The sequence below is a fragment of the Bacillus sp. HNG genome (assembly GCF_003400205.1).
In the GTDB taxonomy this organism is placed as follows: Bacteria; Bacillota; Bacilli; order Bacillales; family Bacillaceae_L; genus Ferdinandcohnia.
The window spans coordinates 137,853-158,072 of sequence record NZ_QUQV01000009.1; the positions used below are offsets into that span (position 1 = coordinate 137,853).

The window sequence follows — 20,220 nt, forward strand, 5'->3', positions numbered from 1 at the left end:
GGTGCACTGGATCTTTTTATATGAAAAATATTCCAATTACAATCTAAATGAATTATACTTGTGTAAATTATAAGGGGGTAACTGGGATGGAGGATTGTTTTATTTGTAAAAAACACAATGGTTTGATTCAAACCGCTGGGGAGACGATATATGAAGATGAGCTTGTTTATGTAGGACACATTGATCATAATGGTGAAGATAGTTACCTAGGTCATATTATGATTGATTTAAAAAGACATGCTCCAACTCTTGCTGATCTGACAATAGAGGAAGCGAAGGCATTTGGTATCATTATGGCAAGAGTGAGTAATGCATTAAAAGAAAGCGAACAAGCAGAACATATTTATTCTTTTGTTTCAGGAAATGCGGTTCCTCATCTTCACATGCATATTGTCCCGCGCTATCCAAACACGCCGATAGAGTTTTGGGGACCAATGGCTGTATATGATTGGCCACAAGCACCGATGGGGAATAATGAACAGATTGTGCAGATTTGTAGAAGACTAAAAGGTGCCTTGGAGAAAATAAGCAATGAATGATTTTACATGGGGTGGTTCAGAGATTCATTTCATTGATACATTATCTGTTCAAAAACAAGGGAACATAACCATAGGCCGATTCGGTGGCAATTCTTCAGCAGGTCAAATCAAAAATGAAGATGGGTGCCTTGTCTGGCAGAATGAACAGCAGGATTGGGAGTTCGTGATTCTCATGGATGCACATCACACCGCTGAAAGTGCAGAATTGATTGTACAGGAATTTACGAAACAGCAAGCTTCAATAAAGTCTGTGTTTTCTGGAACACTCAAGGAGACCTTTAAGAATATCGAAGAGACGGTGCTTCAAATTTTTCAGAATCCTGAATTTCTAGGCAACTGCCGGAAAGTTAGAGGTTCTACCTCATGTCTTATGGTTCTTAGAAAAGATAAATACATTTGGTGGTTTTCAGTTGGTGATTGTATCTTGTACTTATTTCATCCAGAGTTAGAGAGACTCGGACAATATCAAGTGAATCAACGTCATTTTTTTGAATGGATCGGCCAGGTGAACACCTTCGAACTGCCTGTCCCATGCTACAGTTCTGGAAGAAAAGAACTAAGGAAAGGCAATAACCATATATTTTTAACAACAGATGGTTTAATTGAATGTCCTGGTTTACCTTATAATCACCCTGAAAAGATACAAAAAGAATTTTTAGATCGCTCAAATGAATATGCCGTTGAAGCATTATTAATGAAAATCCAATCACTCAACGTAAGAGACAGCACGACAGTCATTTCTTGGTTTGTGAATTCCGATCAAGAAGCAAGTTTACCTTGCAATCAATAAGCCTTTCCTTGAGATGTTGTCCATTATTTGCTAAAATAGAAGGTACCGTCTTAAGGGGGAAATCAATATGCCAAAAGGTGTAGGCAAGGTAATCGCACAAAACAAAAAAGCAAATCATGATTATTTTATCGAAGAAACCTATGAAACAGGAATCGTGCTTCAAGGGACTGAAATCAAATCCCTTCGTAATGGCCGTGCAAACCTAAAGGATTCATATGCTCGTGTTCATAACGGTGAAGTATACCTGTATAACATGCATATTAGCCCTTATGAGCAAGGTAACCGATATAATCATGATCCACTGCGGACACGTAAGCTACTTCTTCATCGAAAAGAAATCAACAAACTGATTGGACTGACAAAAGAAGAAGGCTATGCACTTGTGCCAATTAAGATCTATTTAAAAAATGGCTATGCAAAGCTGTTATTAGGTCTTGGTAAAGGTAAGAAAAAGTATGACAAACGTGAAGACCTCAAGAAAAAAGAAGCAAAACGTGATATCGAGCGTGCCTTCAGAGAAAGACAGAAGATGTAATCTGCCACTTCTTACAATAACTTACAATTGAAATTGTGAGGACATGTGCTATAATAAGACATGTGGTTGACAATTGAATAGTCAACGAAAGCAAGAACACTTCATCCGAAACACCCAGATAACTGGTGATTAAGTTCATCATTATCATTTTATAATGGGGACGCTACGGATTCGACAGGGGTAGTTTGAGCTTAAGTTGCGAGTCGAGGGGATCGGCCTCGTTAAAACGTCAAAGCCAATAACTGGCAAAGAAAACAACAATTTCGCTTTAGCTGCTTAATAACAGCTTAGCGGTTCCTCCCTCCATCGCCCATGTGGTAGGGTCAGGGACTCACTCTTAGTGGGCTACGCCGGAGTTCGCCGTCTGAGGACAAAGGAAGAGAACAACCAGACTAGCTGCTTGGAAGCCTGTCGATAGGCTGAAGAGTTAGCGAAACGCTAATATATCGACTACACTCGTAGATGCTTAAGTGCCAATATCTTTGGACGTGGGTTCGATTAGTAATTAGTCGCCTTATGTGGTAACACATAAGTGATAATCCGGCTTTATCGGTGAAACCTAAGTCGCACTCGATGTGATAAGGCAATGCCGAGCGGTATGTAGAGCAATCTAACAGCCGTGTATCGACTTATAGGCTGCCATGAAACCATGGTAGTACTAGGATGCGAAATTCTACCTGAACAGGTACAAAATATGTTTCGCATAAGACGCCGGAGGACCTGGAACTTTCAGGTTCAAGATATAGTCAGTGCCATGACGAAAGCATGGAAAAGCACGTCCCACCGTCTCCACCAAATACATATACTTGGTGGTTAAATACTCAATTGAAACTTTAAGCATAAGTCTGCATGAATTGAAGGCTTATGCTTTATAAAACTATGTGCAAAATTATGCTTAAAATTGTGACCTGAATCATAAGTTTTCCTCTATGGCAAGGTTATGCTTAAAAGGGTTAGAACCAACATTTCTAAGTGTTGATTCTAACCCTTTTGGTGCGTAATTGTAATAATCTCTGAACTCTTGTCATGTTCCTCCTAGTTAGATACACTTCAAATAGTTGCGAAATCACAAGTCTTTACTTAATTATTTGTCTTTAATTTAAATGATATTGATGTTTAATTACTTCAAAAACATTTTGTAATACTTTTTATTATGTTCCACAATCCTATTTGCATTATTGTCGACTTTACATCCCAATTTTGTACCTTTAAGTTATATATTCGCGAGTATTGGCTTTACAGCACTTTCTACCAGTATTTCTAACGAAGTTACAAGAATCTTACCATTGGATCAAATCGGTTCGGGAATAGGGACAGTTCTATTAATACAATTTTTAGGTGGTAGCCTTGGGGTTACAATTTCTGGATTATTATTAACAATTCAAGATAATTTTTCTTTAGAAATTGTTTATCGAAATATTTATATTAGTTTTTCCTTTGTCTGTATTTTGGCAGGACTAACGTACCGTTTATATTATCAAAGAGCTAAGTTAAAGAAGCAAAGTGAACTTGTATAATTTCTAGAAGAAGTATGGATTGAAAATACGATATTTCTTGAAATACTAAAATAATATTTATTTCGAAAGGGGATTTGTTAAGGTGGCGGAACTTTAAAAAGAAGCTATTCCAATGAGGGGGACCTGTTTGGAATAGCTTTTTTCTATAGTACATTTTCTAGGTGGATGGTTGAAATGAATGATTAGTGGATGTTCTATAACATTCAAAAACAAGATAGCATTAATCTCGATAGACGAATAATTGTATAATAATGCCACTTTTTTTAACATTAATTGTATAGGGAGAGGAATATCTATGACTGAATTTGGTCGACTTATGACAGCTATGGTGACACCTTTTAATGATGAATTGAAAATTGATTATGAAAAAACGGATAAATTAATTGAGCACTTAATAAAAACAGGTACGGATACGATTGTAGTTTGCGGTACCACAGGTGAGCCATCAACATTATCAAACGAAGAAAAGTTATCATTGATTAAGTTTGCAGTTGAACAGGTAAAAGGTCGTTGTAAAGTGATAGCGAGTACAGGTACAAATAATACAAGAGTCTCTGTTGAGTTAACCAAAAAGGCAACAAAGATTGGTGTTGATGGGATTTTGCTAGTTAGCCCATATTACAATAAACCCTCACAAGAAGGTTTATATCAGCATTTTAAGACTATCGCAGAGTCTACTCATCTCCCCATTATGCTCTATAATATTCCAGGAAGAACGGCTATTAACATTTCTCCAGAAACCATCATACGATTATCCAAAATAAATAATATTACTTCGGTTAAGGAAGCAAGTGGTGATCTTTCTGCGGCTGCCTACTTACTTGACAAAGCTCCAGAAGGTTTTAAGGTTTATTCTGGGGACGATAGTTTAGCACTGCCTTTACTAAGTATAGGAGGACACGGTGTTGTAAGTGTAGCTAGCCATGTTATAGGTCATCAAATAAAAACCATGATTGATAACTTCTTGTCAGGAAAAGTCGAAGAAGCTGCACATATGCACCGCAAAATGCTTCCTACCTTTGAAGGACTTTTTGTTACTACTAATCCATCACCTGTCAAATATGCATTAGAAATGCAAGGAATTCATGTCGGATCAGTAAGATTACCACTTGTCCCCGTTAATGAACAAGAGGCTGAATATATCACTTCTATTTTAGAGCACTTTCAAAAAGACAACTAAAAATAGATTCAGGGTTGATTAGGAGTCAGTATTAATAGACTTCTAATCAACCCTTTATACAATCTACCAATTATCCCACTTTTTCTCTATCCATCCTATTTCTTTTAACAGATTTTCGAAAAGTGAATCATGTTCAGCTTTAAACGCTTCTTCTGTACAAAAAGAATGAGGTTTATAGTCTAAATCTTGTCCTCTTTGAAGAGTACCTTCCTCTAGAAAATTAGTTGCATTTGATTTTTCAAAACATATAGGGGCGATGTACGTTTTATATGTATGTTCTAGAATAACCCTTGTGTCTTTAGACGGATGAGTTGCCTTAGGGATTAGTAAACTAGCACCGATACCAATTACGCAAATAAATGCAATCATCCACAGGAATCTTTTTTTCCTTTTATTCATTCGTTGATTCCATTGAGATTAGTATTTTTGCGTCATTGATAATGTCATCATAGGGAACAGTCATCCCATCATAATCTTTTACCACTTTACCCTCTTGATCTAAAAGATAAAAGGAGGTACCGTGTAGGACTTGGTTATCAGTTTCTGGTTTTTTTACAATGGTCTTAAAATTTTTCATGGCATAATCTTCAATAAATTCTTGTGAGTAGCCAGTTAATAAGTGCCAGTTTGATAAGTCACCATCGAAATTTAAAACATACTCTTTTAACTTTTCTGGTGTATCAACAGTTGGGTCAACACTGAATGAAACAAACTCTACATCTAATTCTTTTTCTTCCATTAGTCCTTGAAGTTTGCTCATATTTGCCGTCATTGGTAAACACACTGTTGCGCAATTCGTAAAGATGAAATCAGCGATCCACACTTTCCCTTTTAAATCATTCAAGTCCATTTCTTTTCCTTCTTCGTTAATAGCGGATAAATTCTTTATTTCCCAATTAAGAGGTTTTTTTATGCTGTTATCTCCACAGCCGACAAGTGCTAGGCAAAGGAGTAAAACAGAAGTACACCATAGATTTTTTTGCATTTGAAGCACCCTTTTTTAAATACTGCCCCTTACTTACTATCATAATAAAAATTCAAAAGAAAGAACCATCCATTCCTCTACTACTTTGCTCATCCACTTTTTAAAAAGATTAATTTGAAGTGATTTTCTAGATTGGCGACTCATTATTTTCTTAAGTGATTTAAGAAATACCACACACTTTTGGATAAGCGTTCTGCAGGTCGGGTTATTACATTTACTACTACATGATGGGGATTGTATCCACTCCAAGGGTGTAACCTATCACTAGCTATTTCGAATCTAGCCGCCGATTCTAAAATTACACCGTACCCCATTCCCTCCATGACAAATTGCTTAACAGATTCGGTAGAATCAAGCTTTATTATGTTTGCATCAAGATCCGTACTCAGGATGATTGACATATCTTCTGGAATTAAAAGTGTCTGGTTATTGATGGGAATTGGTGGTTGTATGCCAATCAATCGATCTTCAGAGAACCTAGTGATCCTAAAAGAAAAATGATCTTCCGGAACTTTTAGAGTTATTCCGATATCAAAACTTCCCATCCTAACGAATCTTTCAATTTCATCGTCCGTTCTAGTTTCCAAATCCACTTTAATATCTGGATGTGCCTGAGTAAATGAAAGCATTAACTTAGGCAATAAATATGTCCCAATTACTGAGGAAGTTCCTACAACAATCCTGCCACGATTACCAAGACGGAACTCTTCCATCGCTCGGTATATTTGTCCCTCTAAGGAAAGTATGGACTCCGCATACTCTAAAAAAGTCAACCCTGCATCCGTTACAGAAATATTCCGACCTACTATTGTAAACAGTGGGACTCCTATCTCCTGTTCCAATCGTTTGAGTTGCATCGAAATAGCCGGTTGACTGACATGGAGATCCTTTGCAACTTGAGTAATGTTTCCCGTTTTAATGACTTGCATGAATAAGGATAAGTGTTTTGTATTCATCTCGACCTCCATATATAATCTTTTAGTTATGATTATATAACAATAATGGTATTTGTATTATGGTTTGTTTCGTGTAAATATAAAGTCATTATTACTAACTGGTTCATATTCACTGTAGGTTATACAAAAAAAGTGATGAAAAAGGAGCGTTTTCCAATGAATATTCAAGAAATAAAAGAGCATTTCCCTATTCTAGATCAGAAGATCAATGGCCATCCATTAACTTATTTGGATAGTTCTGCTACATCACAAAAACCAATTACCGTTATTGAAGCTATAGAAAATTATTATAGAAAATATAACTCAAATGTACACCGCGGTGCACATACTTTAGGTAACCTTGCTACAGATGCCTATGAAAATGCTAGGGAGAAAGTGAAAGAGTTTATTCATGCCAGGGAGTCCGCGGAAGTTGTATTTACCCGTGGAACAACGAACTCATTAAATTTGGTAGCCCAATGCTATGTCAAAGAGTTTCTTAAGGAAGGGGATGAAATCCTTATTACATTAATGGAGCATCACAGCAACCTTATTCCCTGGCAACAGGCAGCCAAGGCAACAGGAGCAATTCTTAAATTTATACCTATACAGCCAGACGGAACCATTCAACTAAACGATGTAGAAGATGCCATCACATCAAGAACAAAATTTGTATCGATTACACATGTCTCAAATGTTTTGGGAACGATCCTTCCAGTAAAACAAATTGCCGAAATAGCCCATCGGCATGGAGCAGTTATTTGTGTAGATGCAGCCCAAAGTGCCCCTCACCTAGAGATAAATGTCCAAGATTTAGATTGTGATTTTCTTGCTATTTCGGGCCATAAGATGGCAGGTCCCACAGGTATAGGAGTTTTATATGGAAAAAAGGGACTGTTAGAAAAAATGAGTCCTTACGAGTATGGAGGGGAAATGATAGATTTTGTTGATTTATATGATTCTACTTGGAAGGAGCTTCCTTGGAAGTTTGAGGGGGGGACTCCGAATATTGCGGGGGCAATTGGATTGGCAACGGCGATTGACTTTTTACAGCAAGTAGGATTAGATGAGATTCGTTGTCATGAGCAAACACTAGTAAAGTATGCGCTAGAAGAGTTATCATCTATCGAAGGTATTTCAATATATGGTCCAATGGAATCTAAAGATAGAAGTGGACTTGTCACTTTTAACTTACAGGATGTACATCCCCATGACCTAGCAACTATATTAGATGCAGATGGAATTGCGATTCGTGCTGGGCACCATTGCTGTCAGCCATTAATGAAATGGCTCAATGTTTCCGCAACTGCACGTGCAAGCTTTTATATTTACAACACCGAAGAAGATATTAACGAGCTCGTAAATGGAATAAAACACGCAAAAACATATTTTCAGAATGTATTAGCTTAATAATCTTTTACATGTTTTTATGAACAAAAATATATTAGAACAGAAGGGTAATAAAATGAAAAATCCAATTCAACGTGCTTTTAATTTTAATGCAGGGCCATCCGCTCTTCCACTTGAAGTACTTGAGAAAGCGCAGCAAGAACTTGTAAATTTCCAGGGTACTGGTATGTCGATAATGGAGCTAAGCCATCGGAGTACAGATTATGAAAAAGTTCACAATCAATCTATTACTCGTTTAAAAGACTTGCTGTCTATCCCTGAAAATTATGCAGTGCTTTTACTCCAGGGAGGTGGAAGTCTTCAGTTTTCTATGATTCCAATGAACTTTTTACAGCCGGGGCAAAAAGCTGGTTATATCATGACAGGCTTGTGGTCCGAAAAAGCCTTTTCGGAGGCAGAATTATTCGGGGACGTTTATCAAACAGCGAGCACAAAGGACAGTAACTATCGACGTATTCCTAAGTTCAATGAATTACAGTACAACCCTGATGATGCCTATATTCACCTTACATCTAACAACACCATTTATGGGACTCAATGGAAGGAATTCCCTGATACAGGAAATATTCCTCTAGTAGCAGATATGTCTAGTGACATTCTTTCTAAACCATTTGATGTCAGCAAGTTCGACTTGATATACGCTGGTGCCCAAAAAAATTTAGGGCCGTCCGGTGTAACGGTTGTCATTATTCGTAAAGAGATGATTGAAAGAGCCAATTCCAATATTCCGACTATATTAAAATACAGCATTCATGCCAAAAACAATTCCTTATATCATACCCCTCCAACCTTTGGTATATATATGCTTGGGGAAGTTCTTGGTTGGATAAAAGGACAGGGCGGCCTAAAAGAAATCACCAAACGAAATGAAGAAAAAGCGAACCTTATTTATAATGCTATTGACGATAGCGGTGGATTTTATCTTGGTCATGCGGAACCTGAAAGCCGTTCGTATATGAATATTACTTTCCGATTGAAAGATGAAGATCTGGAGAAAAAATTTCTTGCAGAAACCAAGAAAGAAGGTTTTGTCGGTTTGAATGGTCACCGTTCTGTAGGAGGATGTCGTGCATCCATATATAATGCTGTTCCATACGAGACGTGTAAAGCTCTAAGTGAATTTATGTATCGTTTTCAAAAGGTAAACGAGTAAGAAATAGTTTTCCTTATTGTATTTTCAACCAGAACAAAAATGAGGATAATGATTTCATTCTAGGCCAATCTCTTTTGGAGTACCCACATAACAAATAACATATATAAATATAAAAGCAGGGTTTTCTTATATAATAACTCTGCTTTAATTATTTTTTTGAAGAATCATAGGGTAAAATTTTGTAAAGAAGCTTATTATACTAAGTGAAGGTAAGTTCAATAAGGTTTATTAAAGGGCACCCAAAATATTAGTTTGCCCTTTATAAAATTGTATTAAATTTTTTTAATGGCTTGTTTCAACTAAATGTTTATAAAACTTATTTGCTGCTACTGACAAAGGAATCTCATTTCTTGTTATTAGCCCAATTTTTCTGTTTTCTATTTTTTCATTTAAGCACACTTCAAATAATTCCCCTTCAGATAAATCTTTCAAAACCAATTCTTTAGTGACAAAAGCAATCCCCATTCCGATTTTTGCACATTCAATTAATAATTCAACACTTCCAACTTCAATGTCGGGTTTTACATTTAGCCCTTGTTTTTGGAATAGTTGATTTAGAAATCTCCTTGAACTGCTTGTTTCCGAAAAGGAGATTATGGGGTAGTTGAGCAACTCTTCAAGAGAAAGATGTTTGTTAGCTAAATTTTTAAATTTTTTCCCTACAATAAAGGTGCTACTAATGCTTAAAAATTCGGTTAATTTTACTGGAGATTGATCAATCGGTAAATGAATAATACCAATATCAACAAGTCCGTTTGTTAATTTGTCCAATATCTGGGGTGTAGAACCATGTTGTAGCTTAATCTGTATTTCTGGAAACATATCCTGGAATGTTTGTATATGAGGCAGTAAAAAATGTTTACATGTTGAATCACTACCTCCGATTGTAACATGACCACATTTTAAACTTTTTAGCTCCGAAATCTTTCGCTCGGCGTTATTAATTAATCCAAAAGCAGGACTAATATATCCAAATAGAGTTTCACCCTCATGTGTCATTGTAACGCCTTTTGAGGTTCTAACAAATAATTGAATCCCAAGGCGTTCTTCCAACTGTTTAATTGCATGACTAACGCTTGGTTGTGTTATATATAGCTTTTTTGCGGCTTTACTGAAGTTCTTTTCCATAGCCGTAACATAAAAAACACGATACAGATCTAATTGCATGATATAGATACCACCTATAACTGCTATAAATTATATTAATTTCATTTATATCTTAATTGTAATTATAATAAAGATACAGAAAATAATAAATAAATTTGTAATAAGGGGAGTTCGGAATTGGAAAAGTATAATTTTGATATAAAAGCCCGTAGCCCATGGACACCATTAAAAGGTGTTAATTCAATAAGTGTTTCACCGAGTAAAAGGAGAATAGATGGATCAATTACTATTCCTGGGAGTAAAAGTTTCACTAATAGAGCACTAATTATAAGTGCTTTAGCTAATGGTAAGTCAAAAGTGGAAGGTATTTTAAAAAGTGACGACTCTTTTTGGTGTTTAGATTCCTTGAAAAAGTTGGGTGTAAATATAGAAATTCAAGGTGAGACAGTTATCATTGAAGGAAATGGTGGCAAATGGGAATCAGGTAATTTATATATTGGTGCAGCAGGGACAATTGCACGATTTTTGCCTGGAGTATTAGCTGTTTCTAGTGAAGGGACGTGGGAATTAGAAGCCAGTGAAAGTATGAGTAAACGACCTGTTGCACCCATAGTAAATGCTTTAAGGGGTCTTGGTGCTGAAATAACATATCTAAGTAATGAAGGTTACTATCCGTTGTTAGTACAAGGAAAAGAATTAACTGGAGGCGAGGTTAGCCTTTCGGGTAATATTTCTAGTCAGTTTATAAGTGGTCTCTTGATTGCTGCACCTTATTTGAAAGATTCGCTCACAGTCAATATTAAGGATCATATAGTTCAACATTCATATGTACTTTTAACTTTAGAATTAATGAAAAAATTTGGTGCAAAAGTTCAATATGATAACAATCTAAAAAAAATAGTAGTATATCCTTCGAGGTACATTCCGCAAGATGTAAATTTAGAAGCGGATGTTTCAACTGCTTGTTACTTTCTTGCCCTTGCAGCAGTGACAAAAGGTAGAATCCGAATTGATAATCTAACTTATGAAACAAAACAACCAGATATTAAAATGGTTGATGTCCTTGAACAAATGGGATGTAAAGTAACAAAGGGTTCATCTTTCGTTGAATTAGAGGGGGTAACCCAATTAAAAGGTGGGTTTGAAATCTCTATGAGGGAGATGTCTGATCAGACATTAACCTTGGCAGCAATTGCTCCATTCGCAGATGGACCAATATCAATAAAAGATGTTGAACATATACGTCATCATGAATCGAATCGAATTAGTGTAATATGCGAATCACTATCTAGGTTAGGAATTAAAGTGGAGGAATTTAAAGATGGATTAAAAGTTCATCCAGGTAACCCGAAACCAACTCTACTAAATACGCATGATGATCATAGAGTTGCAATGTCGTTAGCACTTATCGGTTCAAGAGTTGATGGAATACAAATAAATGATCCAGGATGTGTTTCTAAAACTTGTCCTCAGTATTTTGGGATGTTGGAGAACTTAGGTCTAAACATAATTCAACATGAAATTTTCTAGTAATAATAAAGGATGTTATAAAATTAACCCAGGGCGATTCTTCTAATGATGGTCGCCTTTTTTATATTCATAATGGCTAAATTTCATTCACGATTCTCTTTTTTGTGTGTTCTGTTATAAATGGATGGTAAAAAAAGTAGTGAAGTGGATGATTTAAAAATGTTTAAATTCATTATGATAGAAGAGTAGGCTACCCAAAAAAAAGTTTTGTTTGTGAAGTGGTTCACAAACATTTTTTGTATTAATTTTTTATAGTTAAAGTGTGTTTTAAAGGAATAACTTTATTGACTGGAGATGATATGTTGATATACAACGACAATCAGATAAAAAAGCAGAAGGCATTGGAAAATTTCAAAACATCTGTACCAGGGAAATCAATATCCGAAATTCAAAAAGAATTCGGAGTTGAAAAGCTAGTTAAATTGGCCCCAAATGAGAATCCTCCAGGTACATTTCCTACAGCTATAGGAACAATTGGGAATAATCAAACTAGTCTTAATCGATATCCTGTGATATTCGATAGTGTTTATAGCCATCTTGCTTAATTAGATTATTTTTTCTGACGGTTTGGAATTTGTTTGTTGGAGAAAAGGATTTGCTTTTTGAATTAGTCTTTAAACTTAAAATTGATTTCACTCGCTAAAGGAGGACATTAATATGTCAAATGCAGCTGAAACACTTGAAGGTTGGTACTGTCTTAATGATTTCAGGAAAATTGATTGGAAGGGTTGGAAAACATTAAGTTCAAATCAGCGTCAAGAAGTGCTAGAAGAAGTTTTTCAATTATGGGACCAATGGCAGGGGAATGACAATGAAGTAGAAGGTAGCCTAGGAATTTTTCAAATTATTGGCCATAAGGCTGATATTATGTTTATGTTTCTCCGCCCAACATTGGAGGAGTTAAGTCAAATTGAAATTGCTTTTAATAAAACAAAACTTGCTGAGTACACCATTCAAACGAATTCTTATGTTTCAATCGTGGAATTAAGCAATTATCTTCCAAAAGGTGAAGATCCGTATAGTAAGCCTGAAATACGGGCGCGCTTATATCCTCAAATTCCTAAAACTGAGTTTGTCTGTTTTTATCCAATGAACAAGCTTCGTCAATTAACAGATAACTGGTACATGCTTCCGTCTGAAGAACGCAATCAAATGATGAGGAGTCATAGTTTAATTGGAAGGAAGTATGCTGGAAAAGTAAGACAAATCATTTTAGGGTCAGTAGGGTTCGATGATTATGAATGGGGTGTTGCCCTATTTGGTAATGATCCAGTTCAATTTAAAAAGCTTATTTATGAGATGCGCTTTGATGAAGTAAGTGCCCGATTTGGAGATTTTGGTACTTTCTATTTAGGAAATTATTTAACTAAGGAACAGTTTAAACAATTGTTCCATTTATGAATCTACTACAAAGAGACTACTGAAAATAGGAGTGGACATTATGAAGCAACAAAAAAATCTTTTATTGATCGTTCCATTTATTTTATTGATCGTTATAGTATTGTCAGCATGTAATTCCGAACAAACAAAAGGTCAGGAAAAAATGATAGAGAACGAAGAAATACAGCAAAAAGAACAAAAAAGTAATAAAGGAATGGGATGGACTCATGATAACCCCATGACACCAACAGCGGGGGAGTGGGGAGCGCTAGAATTTAAGGAAGGGAAAACCTATAAGGTAGATGCCCCACCTGCAGATGATTCTGAAACCACAAAAAAAGAAATAGAAGAATTGGTTAAGATTACAAATGAACGAACAGATGAAGAGGTTGAACTTGTTAAACACTGGGCTATAACACCGAGTCCCAACACACACTGGTTTGCCATCACAGAAGAATTAATTCAAAAGTATAAATTAAGTATACCAGAAGCAGCACGAGTTCACGCTATCGTATCTGGAGGCATCTATACGACTACAACAGCAGCATGGGGTCAAAAATACGAATACTTACGGAAACGACCAACAGATTTAGAAACCTCTATTACCTTAGTAGACGGAGTTCAAGTACCACCCCATCCTGCGTATCCGAATAGCCATGCATCTACTGCCTGGACTGCCGCCACTATCTTGTCATATATTTTCCCTAACGAAAAGGGCATGTTAGAACAGACAGCAGAAGATGCAACATATTCTAGAATGTTAGCAGGTGTTCATTTTAGAGGTGATCATGAGGCTTCCATACAATTAGCAAAGGATATCACTGCAGATATAATTGATAGCTTAAAAGACGATCATGCTCCATTACAATATGAAGAAATTCAGTAAAAATTAAGGAGGCTGCCACAAAAAGTGACAGCCTTTTCTACAGCAAACTATTCAAAATCAATTATTACCTTCAAAGCATTCTCTTTAGATGCATTTTCAAATGTTTTATATGCTTCCAAAATATCATCAAAACGATAATGATGTGTTACCAATTCTTCGGGCTTAATTTTTCCTGTTCCAACTGTTTTTAATAACATTGGAGTTGTATATGTGCTAACTAACCCTGTTGATACAGTAATGTTTTTAATCCACAATTTATCTAAATGAAATTCTACACTTTTTCCATGTACACCAATATTAGCTATTCTTCCACCGGGTGATATGATCCTTTGACACAAATCGAATGTTTGAGGAAAACCAACAGCTTCCATTGCAACGTCTACACCTATACCGTCTGTTATTTCAAGTATTCGTTCAATTGCTTCATCAGGATTTTTAGAATTAACTGTATGAGTAGCCCCAAAGCCTTTTGACATTTTTAATCGATTATCATCTAGATCAACCATGATAATCTTTCCAGGTGAGTAGAATTGGGCTGTTAAAAGGGCTGACATTCCAATTGGCCCAGCCCCAATAATAGCTACTGTACTACCGGGTTCCACTTTTCCAGGTAATACTCCGATTTCCAATCCTGTTGGTAAAATATCGCTAAGCATTACTAAAGCGTCATCTTGAATTCCTTTAGGAGCATGATAAAGACTATTATCAGCATGAGGTATTCTAACGTATTCTGCTTGAGTGCCATCTATTAAGTGACCTAAAATCCAACCGCCATCTTCGCAATGGGAGAAAAGGCCTTTTTTACAATAATGACATTTTCCACACGATGTAACACAAGAGATTAATACCTTATCCCCAACTTTAAAGTTAGATACACCAGTACCTACTTCTTCAATAATACCAATTCCTTCGTGCCCCAAAGTTAATCCATTCGGGACTTCTGGAGTATGTCCTGCCAAAATGTGTAAATCAGTTCCGCAAATAGTAGTCTTTAAAAGTTTAACAATAGCATCAGTGCTCTTCTGTAATTGTGGTTTATCTTTTTCTACAAGTTCTTTCTGATTTAACCCTAAAAAGGAAACTGCTCGCATTTTTCATTACCCCTTCTTAAAAATAATAATTGGCCAATACATAAAAACCGGAAGCAAGAATAGGATTTAGTGAAACAAGGTATCCTAAAAATCACCCCTTTTGGTTACAAATACAAGGTTTCATAATGACGGTAGTTTTACAAAAAAATAAGCATACCATCACTACTCTTCCTATTTACTATCATAAGGAAAAGTTCACTAGAATTAACCATCCAATGTACTGATAATTTACTCGTCCACTTTCGAAACATAGGAGCCACTAAAAATGATACTTTTGCCATCGATGCTACCCATTGATTAATCTTTTTTAAAACAAAGAATGCTAATGATAAAATATAACGTGTGGGTAATTGAATATTATAAATTATGGAAGTTTTTATTGGAATTTACTCTTCATACTTGAGTGTAGAAAAAAATTGACATCTATCTACTTCCATGATAATCTCTTCATTAATTGAATTATTGATGTGATTACTTCGGGTAAGCAAGCAATAATCAAAAATGAAAATGGTTAGATATTATCATTAAACAATGAGTGGAATTTATCTATTAAAGTAAATAGGATTTTTTATAGAATGGTGATTTACATGATTATAAAACGTGTTTTAAACAACAACACGATTATTGCTTCAAATAGCAAAGGCGTTGAAGTTCTCCTAATGGGAAAAGGGATTTCTTATGGTAAGAAAAAAGGAGAAGAAGTTGATATTGAAAAAATAGATAAAACTTTCCTATTGCGTGATAAGGCTACACAAAGCAAATTTACAGAATTACTGATTAATGTACCAATGGAGCATATTTTAGTTGCAGAAAGAATTATTAATTTTGGTAAAATAAAACTGGGTAAAAATTTAAATGAAAGTATCTATGTGAATTTAACGGATCATATCCATTCTGCTGTTGAGAGATATGCAGAAGGACTGATTCTTAAAAATCCATTGCGCTGGGATATTGCTCGTTTTTACCAAGATGAATATGCAGTAGGGGAAAAAGCAGTTGAAATCATTCAAAAAGAATTGAATGTTACGCTTGATATTGATGAAGCCGCTTTTATTGCACTTCATTTTGTCAATGCTGAAGAAGGTAAAAGCTTTGATTTAGCTTATGATGTAACCGAAATCACGAAAAAAATTGAAGAAATCGTAAAAGTAGAATATCACACAGAATTTGACGAACGTTCGCTTAATTATTATAGGTTCATCACACATGTTAAATTTTTCGCCCAACGTCTATTAACTGGTGAACATTACGAAGATGAAGACAAAGAATTGCTTGATGTTATGAAGCAAAAATATCAGAATGAATATAAATGTGCGAGCAAAATTAGTGAGTACGTTAAAACAGCGTTTAAACATGACTTAAGTTCCACAGAATTACTTTATCTAACGGCTCATATTAGAAGAATAACTAAAAATCTTTAATGTGATTTAGGAGTGTTATCCGATATAGGAGCATGACCTAGGGCATTTGTTTAATTAACAATGCTTTTGGTCATGCTTTTTTGTTTGGTCAAATTTTGGAAAAGAGAGGAAGTATATCTTGTGAAATACAAAGATTCAGCAAAAAATATTTTTGAAGAAGTAGGCGGAATTGATAATATTGAATCCGTTACACACTGTGTAACTCGTTTACGTTTCATATTGAAAGACGAATCAAATGTAAATGATCATGCGGTTAAAAATATTCCGGGTGTGATGGGGGTTATGAAAAAGGGCGGTCAGTATCAGGTTATTATGGGGAACGATGTGGGCAACTACTATAAAGAACTACAAAAGCTTGCAAACTTTTCGGATTCAGCTAGCTCAGGAGGAAAAAAGAAGAATTTTTTTGAAGCTTTAGTAGATGTCATTTCAGGCTGCATGTCTCCACTTATTCCTGCATTGCTCGGAGGTGGGATGATAAAGGTTTTACTCGTCTTGCTTCCAATGATGGGGTTGCTTAATGAATCAAGTCAAACCTATCAGATTCTTGCTTTCTTTGGCGATGCGCCATTTTATTTCTTACCGATTATGCTAGCTTATACAGCATCCCGAAAATTCAATGTAACACCAATGCTTGCAGTTACTGTTGCGGGAATTATGTTACATCCTAAATTTGTTGCGATGGTTGCAGAAGGAGATCCAATTCAATTTTTCGGTGCACCAGTTACGCTAGCATCCTATGGCTCATCAGTCATTCCAATTTTAATTATGGTCTGGGCAATGAAGTACATTGAAGCTTTTTTTGATAAAGTTATTCCGAACGTTATTAAAAGTTTCACCAAGCCATTGTTTATTATTTTAATTGCTGGATTTTTAGCACTTGTTGTTGTTGGTCCGCTAGGCACGTTTGCAGGAGAAGGTCTATCTAGTATCATTCTTTGGATTTATAGCAAAGCAGGATGGCTAGCACTTGGTATTATGGCAGCTTTCATGCCGCTAATTGTTATGACAGGTATGCACTGGGCGTTTGCGCCAATATTCTTAATTGCTTCCCCAGCAACGCCTGACGTATTAATCTTACCAGCGATGCTTGCTGCAAACCTAGCCCAAGGTGCTGCAGCATTGGCTGTTTCGCTTAAAGCAAAAGATAAAAAAATCAAACAAGTTGCCGGAGCAGCAGGTGTTTCAGCACTCGTTGCAGGGGTTACGGAACCAGCCCTTTATGGGGTTACTCTGAAATATAAAAAACCACTTTATGCTGCTATGATTTCTGGTGGGATATGTGGTATCTATATGGGGATTGTAGGCTTAAAAACTTTTACGTTTGCCTCCCCATCTATAGTCGCTTTACCACAGTTTATCGGTGGAGATGGTAATACTAATATCTTAAATGCCATTATTGTTGCAATTGCTTCTATTGTAATAACATTTATTTTAACTTGGATTTTTGGTATTGATGAAGAGCAACCAACTGAAAAAGAAACGGTGACACCAGTTAATTCTGTACAAGCAGGGAGCAGCGAACCAAATAAGATTTACGCACCACTTGAGGGGAAAATTTTACCGCTTGGAGAAGTTAAAGATGAGGTATTTGCAAATAAAATGATGGGAGAGGGTGTAGCGATTATTCCAAATAATGATGAAGTCGTTGCGCCGTTTGATGGTGTTGTAACAACAGTCTTTCCAACAAAACACGCCATTGGTTTAACAAGTGAAAGTGGGATTGAATTGTTGATTCATGTTGGTTTAGAAACAGTTCAACTTAATGGGGAACATTTCGAAGCGCTTGTTCAAGACGGAGAGTCGATTAGAAAAGGAGAGCCCATTTTGAAGGTTGATTTTGAAAAAGTAAAAGAAGCTGGATATGATATTACAACGCCATTAATTGTAACAAACACTGCTTCATACATTGATGTTGTCGCAAAAGATGTGGCAGAAGTGAAAAAAGAAGATACGATTCTTTACGTAGTTTAGGAGGAATTGGATCATTTCTTTGTTGGAATTTATGGCCGTTTCCTAAAGAGGCGGTTCAGCATCGTAAACGCATTTGTAAGAGTGCTGTCACACTAACACTCACTTTTTTCTAATTAGCAGGAAGCTTGTTAAGGCAAATACACACGAATTGTAAACTATGCTCTCTGACTTAAACTAAATAAACGATAAGCTTTTATTTAATATTCAAGGTTCAAGTTTGTTCCTAAAATCCTTTTGAAATTAGGATCAAACATAATATAGAGGGAGGAATAAAAATGATTGAATTTCCTGAAAATTTCCTATGGGGTGGCGCAACAGCTGCTAATCAACTAGAAGGGGCCTATAATGTTGACGGAAAAGGATTAACTGGCCAGGATTTAACTCGTAAAGGATGGAAAGAAGAACCTACAGAAGAACCTATGGAAGATAATTTAAAGTTGATAGCAATTGACTTCTATCATCGATACAAAGAAGATATTGCATTGTTTGCTGAAATGGGTTTTAAAGTTTTTCGAATGTCAATTGCTTGGGCTCGAATTTTTCCAAATGGTGACGAAAAAGAGCCAAATGAAGCTGGCTTAGCTTTTTACGATAAAGTTTTTGATGAGTGCTTAAAGTATGGTATTCAACCATTGGTTACCTTATCACATTATGAAATGCCACTTCACTTAACTAGAACTTACGATGGTTGGCGTAGCCGTAAAGTGATTGATTTCTTTGAAAACTATGTTAAAACAGTATTTAATCGTTACAAAGACAAAGTAAAATACTGGTTAACTTTTAATGAAATCAATTCAATCAGCCATGTTCCATTTTTAAGTGGTGGTATTAATACGCCAAAATCTGAACTAACAAAACAAGACATTTACCAAGCAATTCATCATGAATTTGTTGCTAGTGCGAAAGCAGTTAAAGCATGTCATGATATTATACCAGACGCTAAAATTGGTTGTATGATTTTAGGAGTTCCTGTATATCCTTTAACTCCTGAACCTAAAGATGTTTTAAGATCATTAGCTACAGAAAGAGAAAACTTTTTCTTCTCTGACGTTCAAGTAAGAGGTTACTATCCAAGCTATATGAACAGAATTTTTAAAGAAAATAATATTGAACTCGACATCAGGCCTGAAGATTTAGAAGTATTAAAGCATACAGTTGATTTTATTTCTTTCAGCTATTATATGAGCGTATGCGAATCAGCAGATCCAACTAAAGAAGCTGGTGAAGGAAATATTATCGGAGGAATACCAAATCCTTATTTGAAATCAAGTGATTGGGGATGGCAAATCGACCCAGAGGGATTACGTTATTACCTAAACATTCTATATGATCGCTATCAAAAACCTGTTTTTATTGTAGAAAATGGTTTAGGTGCTGTAGATGAATTGATTGAATTAGAAGATGGTACAAAAACTGTTATCGATGATTACCGGATTGAATATATGAATGATCATCTTGTACAAGTTGAAGAAGCTATTCAAGATGGTGTTGAGATTATGGGTTATACATGTTGGGGTTGTATTGACTTGATTAGTTTTACTACCGCAGAAATAAAAAAACGATATGGTATGATTTACGTGGATCTTAACGAAGATGGATCAGGTACATTAAATCGATACAAAAAGAAAAGTTTTGATTGGTACAAAAATGTAATTAAAACCAACGGTAAAAGTTTGATTAGAAGTTAAAAATTATATTGATTTACAGATATGTCAAGGGAATATAACAGGGGATACTGAACATTCTTAATTCCCTTGACAATATTATAGCCGATGCTGTGATTTCTA

At 35.6% G+C, this 20,220-nt stretch carries 19 protein-coding genes and 1 other RNA gene; 15 read left to right on the plus strand and 5 right to left on the minus strand.

The features are described from left to right. The first annotated feature begins 86 nt into the window (after positions 1 to 86). From DZB84_RS16765 to dapA, 6 genes are all read left to right on the plus strand, one after another. A complete protein-coding gene (locus DZB84_RS16765; protein WP_116353418.1) occupies positions 87 to 539 on the plus strand; it encodes an HIT family protein in 453 nt (150 codons plus the stop codon). After that, entirely contained in the window at positions 532 to 1,329 is a 798-nt protein-coding gene (locus DZB84_RS16770) for a PP2C family serine/threonine-protein phosphatase (protein ID WP_116353419.1), read from the plus strand. The genes DZB84_RS16765 and DZB84_RS16770 overlap by 8 nt, the downstream gene beginning before the upstream one ends. A gap of 67 nt (positions 1,330 to 1,396) precedes the next feature. Then, positions 1,397 to 1,864: an SsrA-binding protein SmpB gene (gene smpB / locus DZB84_RS16775; RefSeq protein WP_116353420.1), complete on the plus strand. Its 468-nt coding sequence runs from the start codon at positions 1,397 to 1,399 to the stop codon at positions 1,862 to 1,864. A 164-nt stretch (positions 1,865 to 2,028) separates the two neighbouring features. Continuing rightward, positions 2,029 to 2,365, plus strand: a transfer-messenger RNA (tmRNA) gene (ssrA, locus tag DZB84_RS16780). A 785-nt stretch (positions 2,366 to 3,150) separates the two neighbouring features. Then, positions 3,151 to 3,381, plus strand: coding sequence for a hypothetical protein (locus tag DZB84_RS16785; RefSeq protein ID WP_116353421.1), 231 nt, complete (start codon positions 3,151 to 3,153; stop codon positions 3,379 to 3,381). A gap of 295 nt (positions 3,382 to 3,676) precedes the next feature. Continuing rightward, positions 3,677 to 4,561, plus strand: coding sequence for a 4-hydroxy-tetrahydrodipicolinate synthase (gene dapA, locus DZB84_RS16790; protein ID WP_116353422.1), 885 nt, complete (start codon positions 3,677 to 3,679; stop codon positions 4,559 to 4,561). 63 nt (positions 4,562 to 4,624) lie between these two features. Here the strand turns inward: dapA and DZB84_RS16795 are convergent, their stop codons facing one another. From DZB84_RS16795 to DZB84_RS16805, 3 genes are all read right to left on the minus strand, one after another. Next, positions 4,625 to 4,960: a hypothetical protein gene (locus tag DZB84_RS16795; RefSeq protein WP_116353423.1), complete on the minus strand. Its 336-nt coding sequence runs from the start codon at positions 4,958 to 4,960 to the stop codon at positions 4,625 to 4,627. Next, positions 4,953 to 5,546, minus strand: coding sequence for an SCO family protein (locus DZB84_RS16800; protein WP_116353424.1), 594 nt, complete (start codon positions 5,544 to 5,546; stop codon positions 4,953 to 4,955). The genes DZB84_RS16795 and DZB84_RS16800 overlap by 8 nt, the downstream gene beginning before the upstream one ends. A gap of 143 nt (positions 5,547 to 5,689) precedes the next feature. After that, on the minus strand, positions 5,690 to 6,502 hold the full coding sequence (locus DZB84_RS16805) for a LysR family transcriptional regulator (RefSeq protein WP_189655280.1): 813 nt from the start codon (positions 6,500 to 6,502) through the stop codon (positions 5,690 to 5,692). A gap of 156 nt (positions 6,503 to 6,658) precedes the next feature. On the opposite strand from DZB84_RS16805, the gene DZB84_RS16810 reads away from it, so the two are divergent. Together DZB84_RS16810 and serC are read left to right on the plus strand one after the other, a co-directional pair. Next, positions 6,659 to 7,891 carry a cysteine desulfurase gene (locus DZB84_RS16810; protein WP_116353426.1) on the plus strand — a complete coding sequence of 411 codons (1,233 nt, stop codon included), beginning with the start codon at positions 6,659 to 6,661 and terminating at the stop codon, positions 7,889 to 7,891. A gap of 55 nt (positions 7,892 to 7,946) precedes the next feature. Continuing rightward, complete coding sequence (gene serC, locus DZB84_RS16815; RefSeq protein WP_116353427.1) at positions 7,947 to 9,044, plus strand: 3-phosphoserine/phosphohydroxythreonine transaminase; 1,098 nt, start codon at positions 7,947 to 7,949, stop codon at positions 9,042 to 9,044. Between the two features lie 282 nt (positions 9,045 to 9,326). On the opposite strand, the gene DZB84_RS16820 is transcribed toward serC, so the two are convergent. Continuing rightward, positions 9,327 to 10,211 (minus strand): LysR family transcriptional regulator, encoded by an 885-nt coding sequence (locus tag DZB84_RS16820; RefSeq protein ID WP_223254480.1) that lies wholly within the window; start codon positions 10,209 to 10,211, stop codon positions 9,327 to 9,329. 117 nt (positions 10,212 to 10,328) lie between these two features. On the opposite strand from DZB84_RS16820, the gene aroA reads away from it, so the two are divergent. From aroA to DZB84_RS16840, 4 genes are all read left to right on the plus strand, one after another. Next, entirely contained in the window at positions 10,329 to 11,681 is a 1,353-nt protein-coding gene (gene aroA, locus DZB84_RS16825; protein WP_116353429.1) for a 3-phosphoshikimate 1-carboxyvinyltransferase, read from the plus strand. 284 nt (positions 11,682 to 11,965) lie between these two features. After that, a complete protein-coding gene (locus DZB84_RS16830) occupies positions 11,966 to 12,226 on the plus strand; it encodes a hypothetical protein (protein ID WP_116353430.1) in 261 nt (86 codons plus the stop codon). A 112-nt stretch (positions 12,227 to 12,338) separates the two neighbouring features. Then, on the plus strand, positions 12,339 to 13,082 hold the full coding sequence (gene hemQ, locus DZB84_RS16835; RefSeq protein ID WP_116353431.1) for a hydrogen peroxide-dependent heme synthase: 744 nt from the start codon (positions 12,339 to 12,341) through the stop codon (positions 13,080 to 13,082). A 40-nt stretch (positions 13,083 to 13,122) separates the two neighbouring features. Then, positions 13,123 to 13,947, plus strand: a complete 825-nt coding sequence (locus DZB84_RS16840) for a phosphatase PAP2 family protein (protein ID WP_116353432.1) — start codon at positions 13,123 to 13,125, stop codon at positions 13,945 to 13,947. 47 nt (positions 13,948 to 13,994) lie between these two features. On the opposite strand, the gene DZB84_RS16845 is transcribed toward DZB84_RS16840, so the two are convergent. Next, positions 13,995 to 15,038: a zinc-dependent alcohol dehydrogenase family protein gene (locus DZB84_RS16845; protein WP_116353433.1), complete on the minus strand. Its 1,044-nt coding sequence runs from the start codon at positions 15,036 to 15,038 to the stop codon at positions 13,995 to 13,997. A 587-nt stretch (positions 15,039 to 15,625) separates the two neighbouring features. Between DZB84_RS16845 and licT the strand changes: the two genes are divergently transcribed. The 3 genes from licT to DZB84_RS16860 all read left to right on the plus strand — a co-directional run bounded on the left by licT (position 15,626) and on the right by DZB84_RS16860 (position 20,121). Next, positions 15,626 to 16,459: a BglG family transcription antiterminator LicT gene (gene licT / locus DZB84_RS16850; protein WP_116353472.1), complete on the plus strand. Its 834-nt coding sequence runs from the start codon at positions 15,626 to 15,628 to the stop codon at positions 16,457 to 16,459. Between the two features lie 120 nt (positions 16,460 to 16,579). Beyond that, positions 16,580 to 18,433, plus strand: coding sequence for a beta-glucoside-specific PTS transporter subunit IIABC (locus tag DZB84_RS16855; protein WP_116353473.1), 1,854 nt, complete (start codon positions 16,580 to 16,582; stop codon positions 18,431 to 18,433). 275 nt (positions 18,434 to 18,708) lie between these two features. Beyond that, positions 18,709 to 20,121: a glycoside hydrolase family 1 protein gene (locus DZB84_RS16860; RefSeq protein ID WP_116353434.1), complete on the plus strand. Its 1,413-nt coding sequence runs from the start codon at positions 18,709 to 18,711 to the stop codon at positions 20,119 to 20,121. Positions 20,122 to 20,220: the final 99 nt, after the last annotated feature.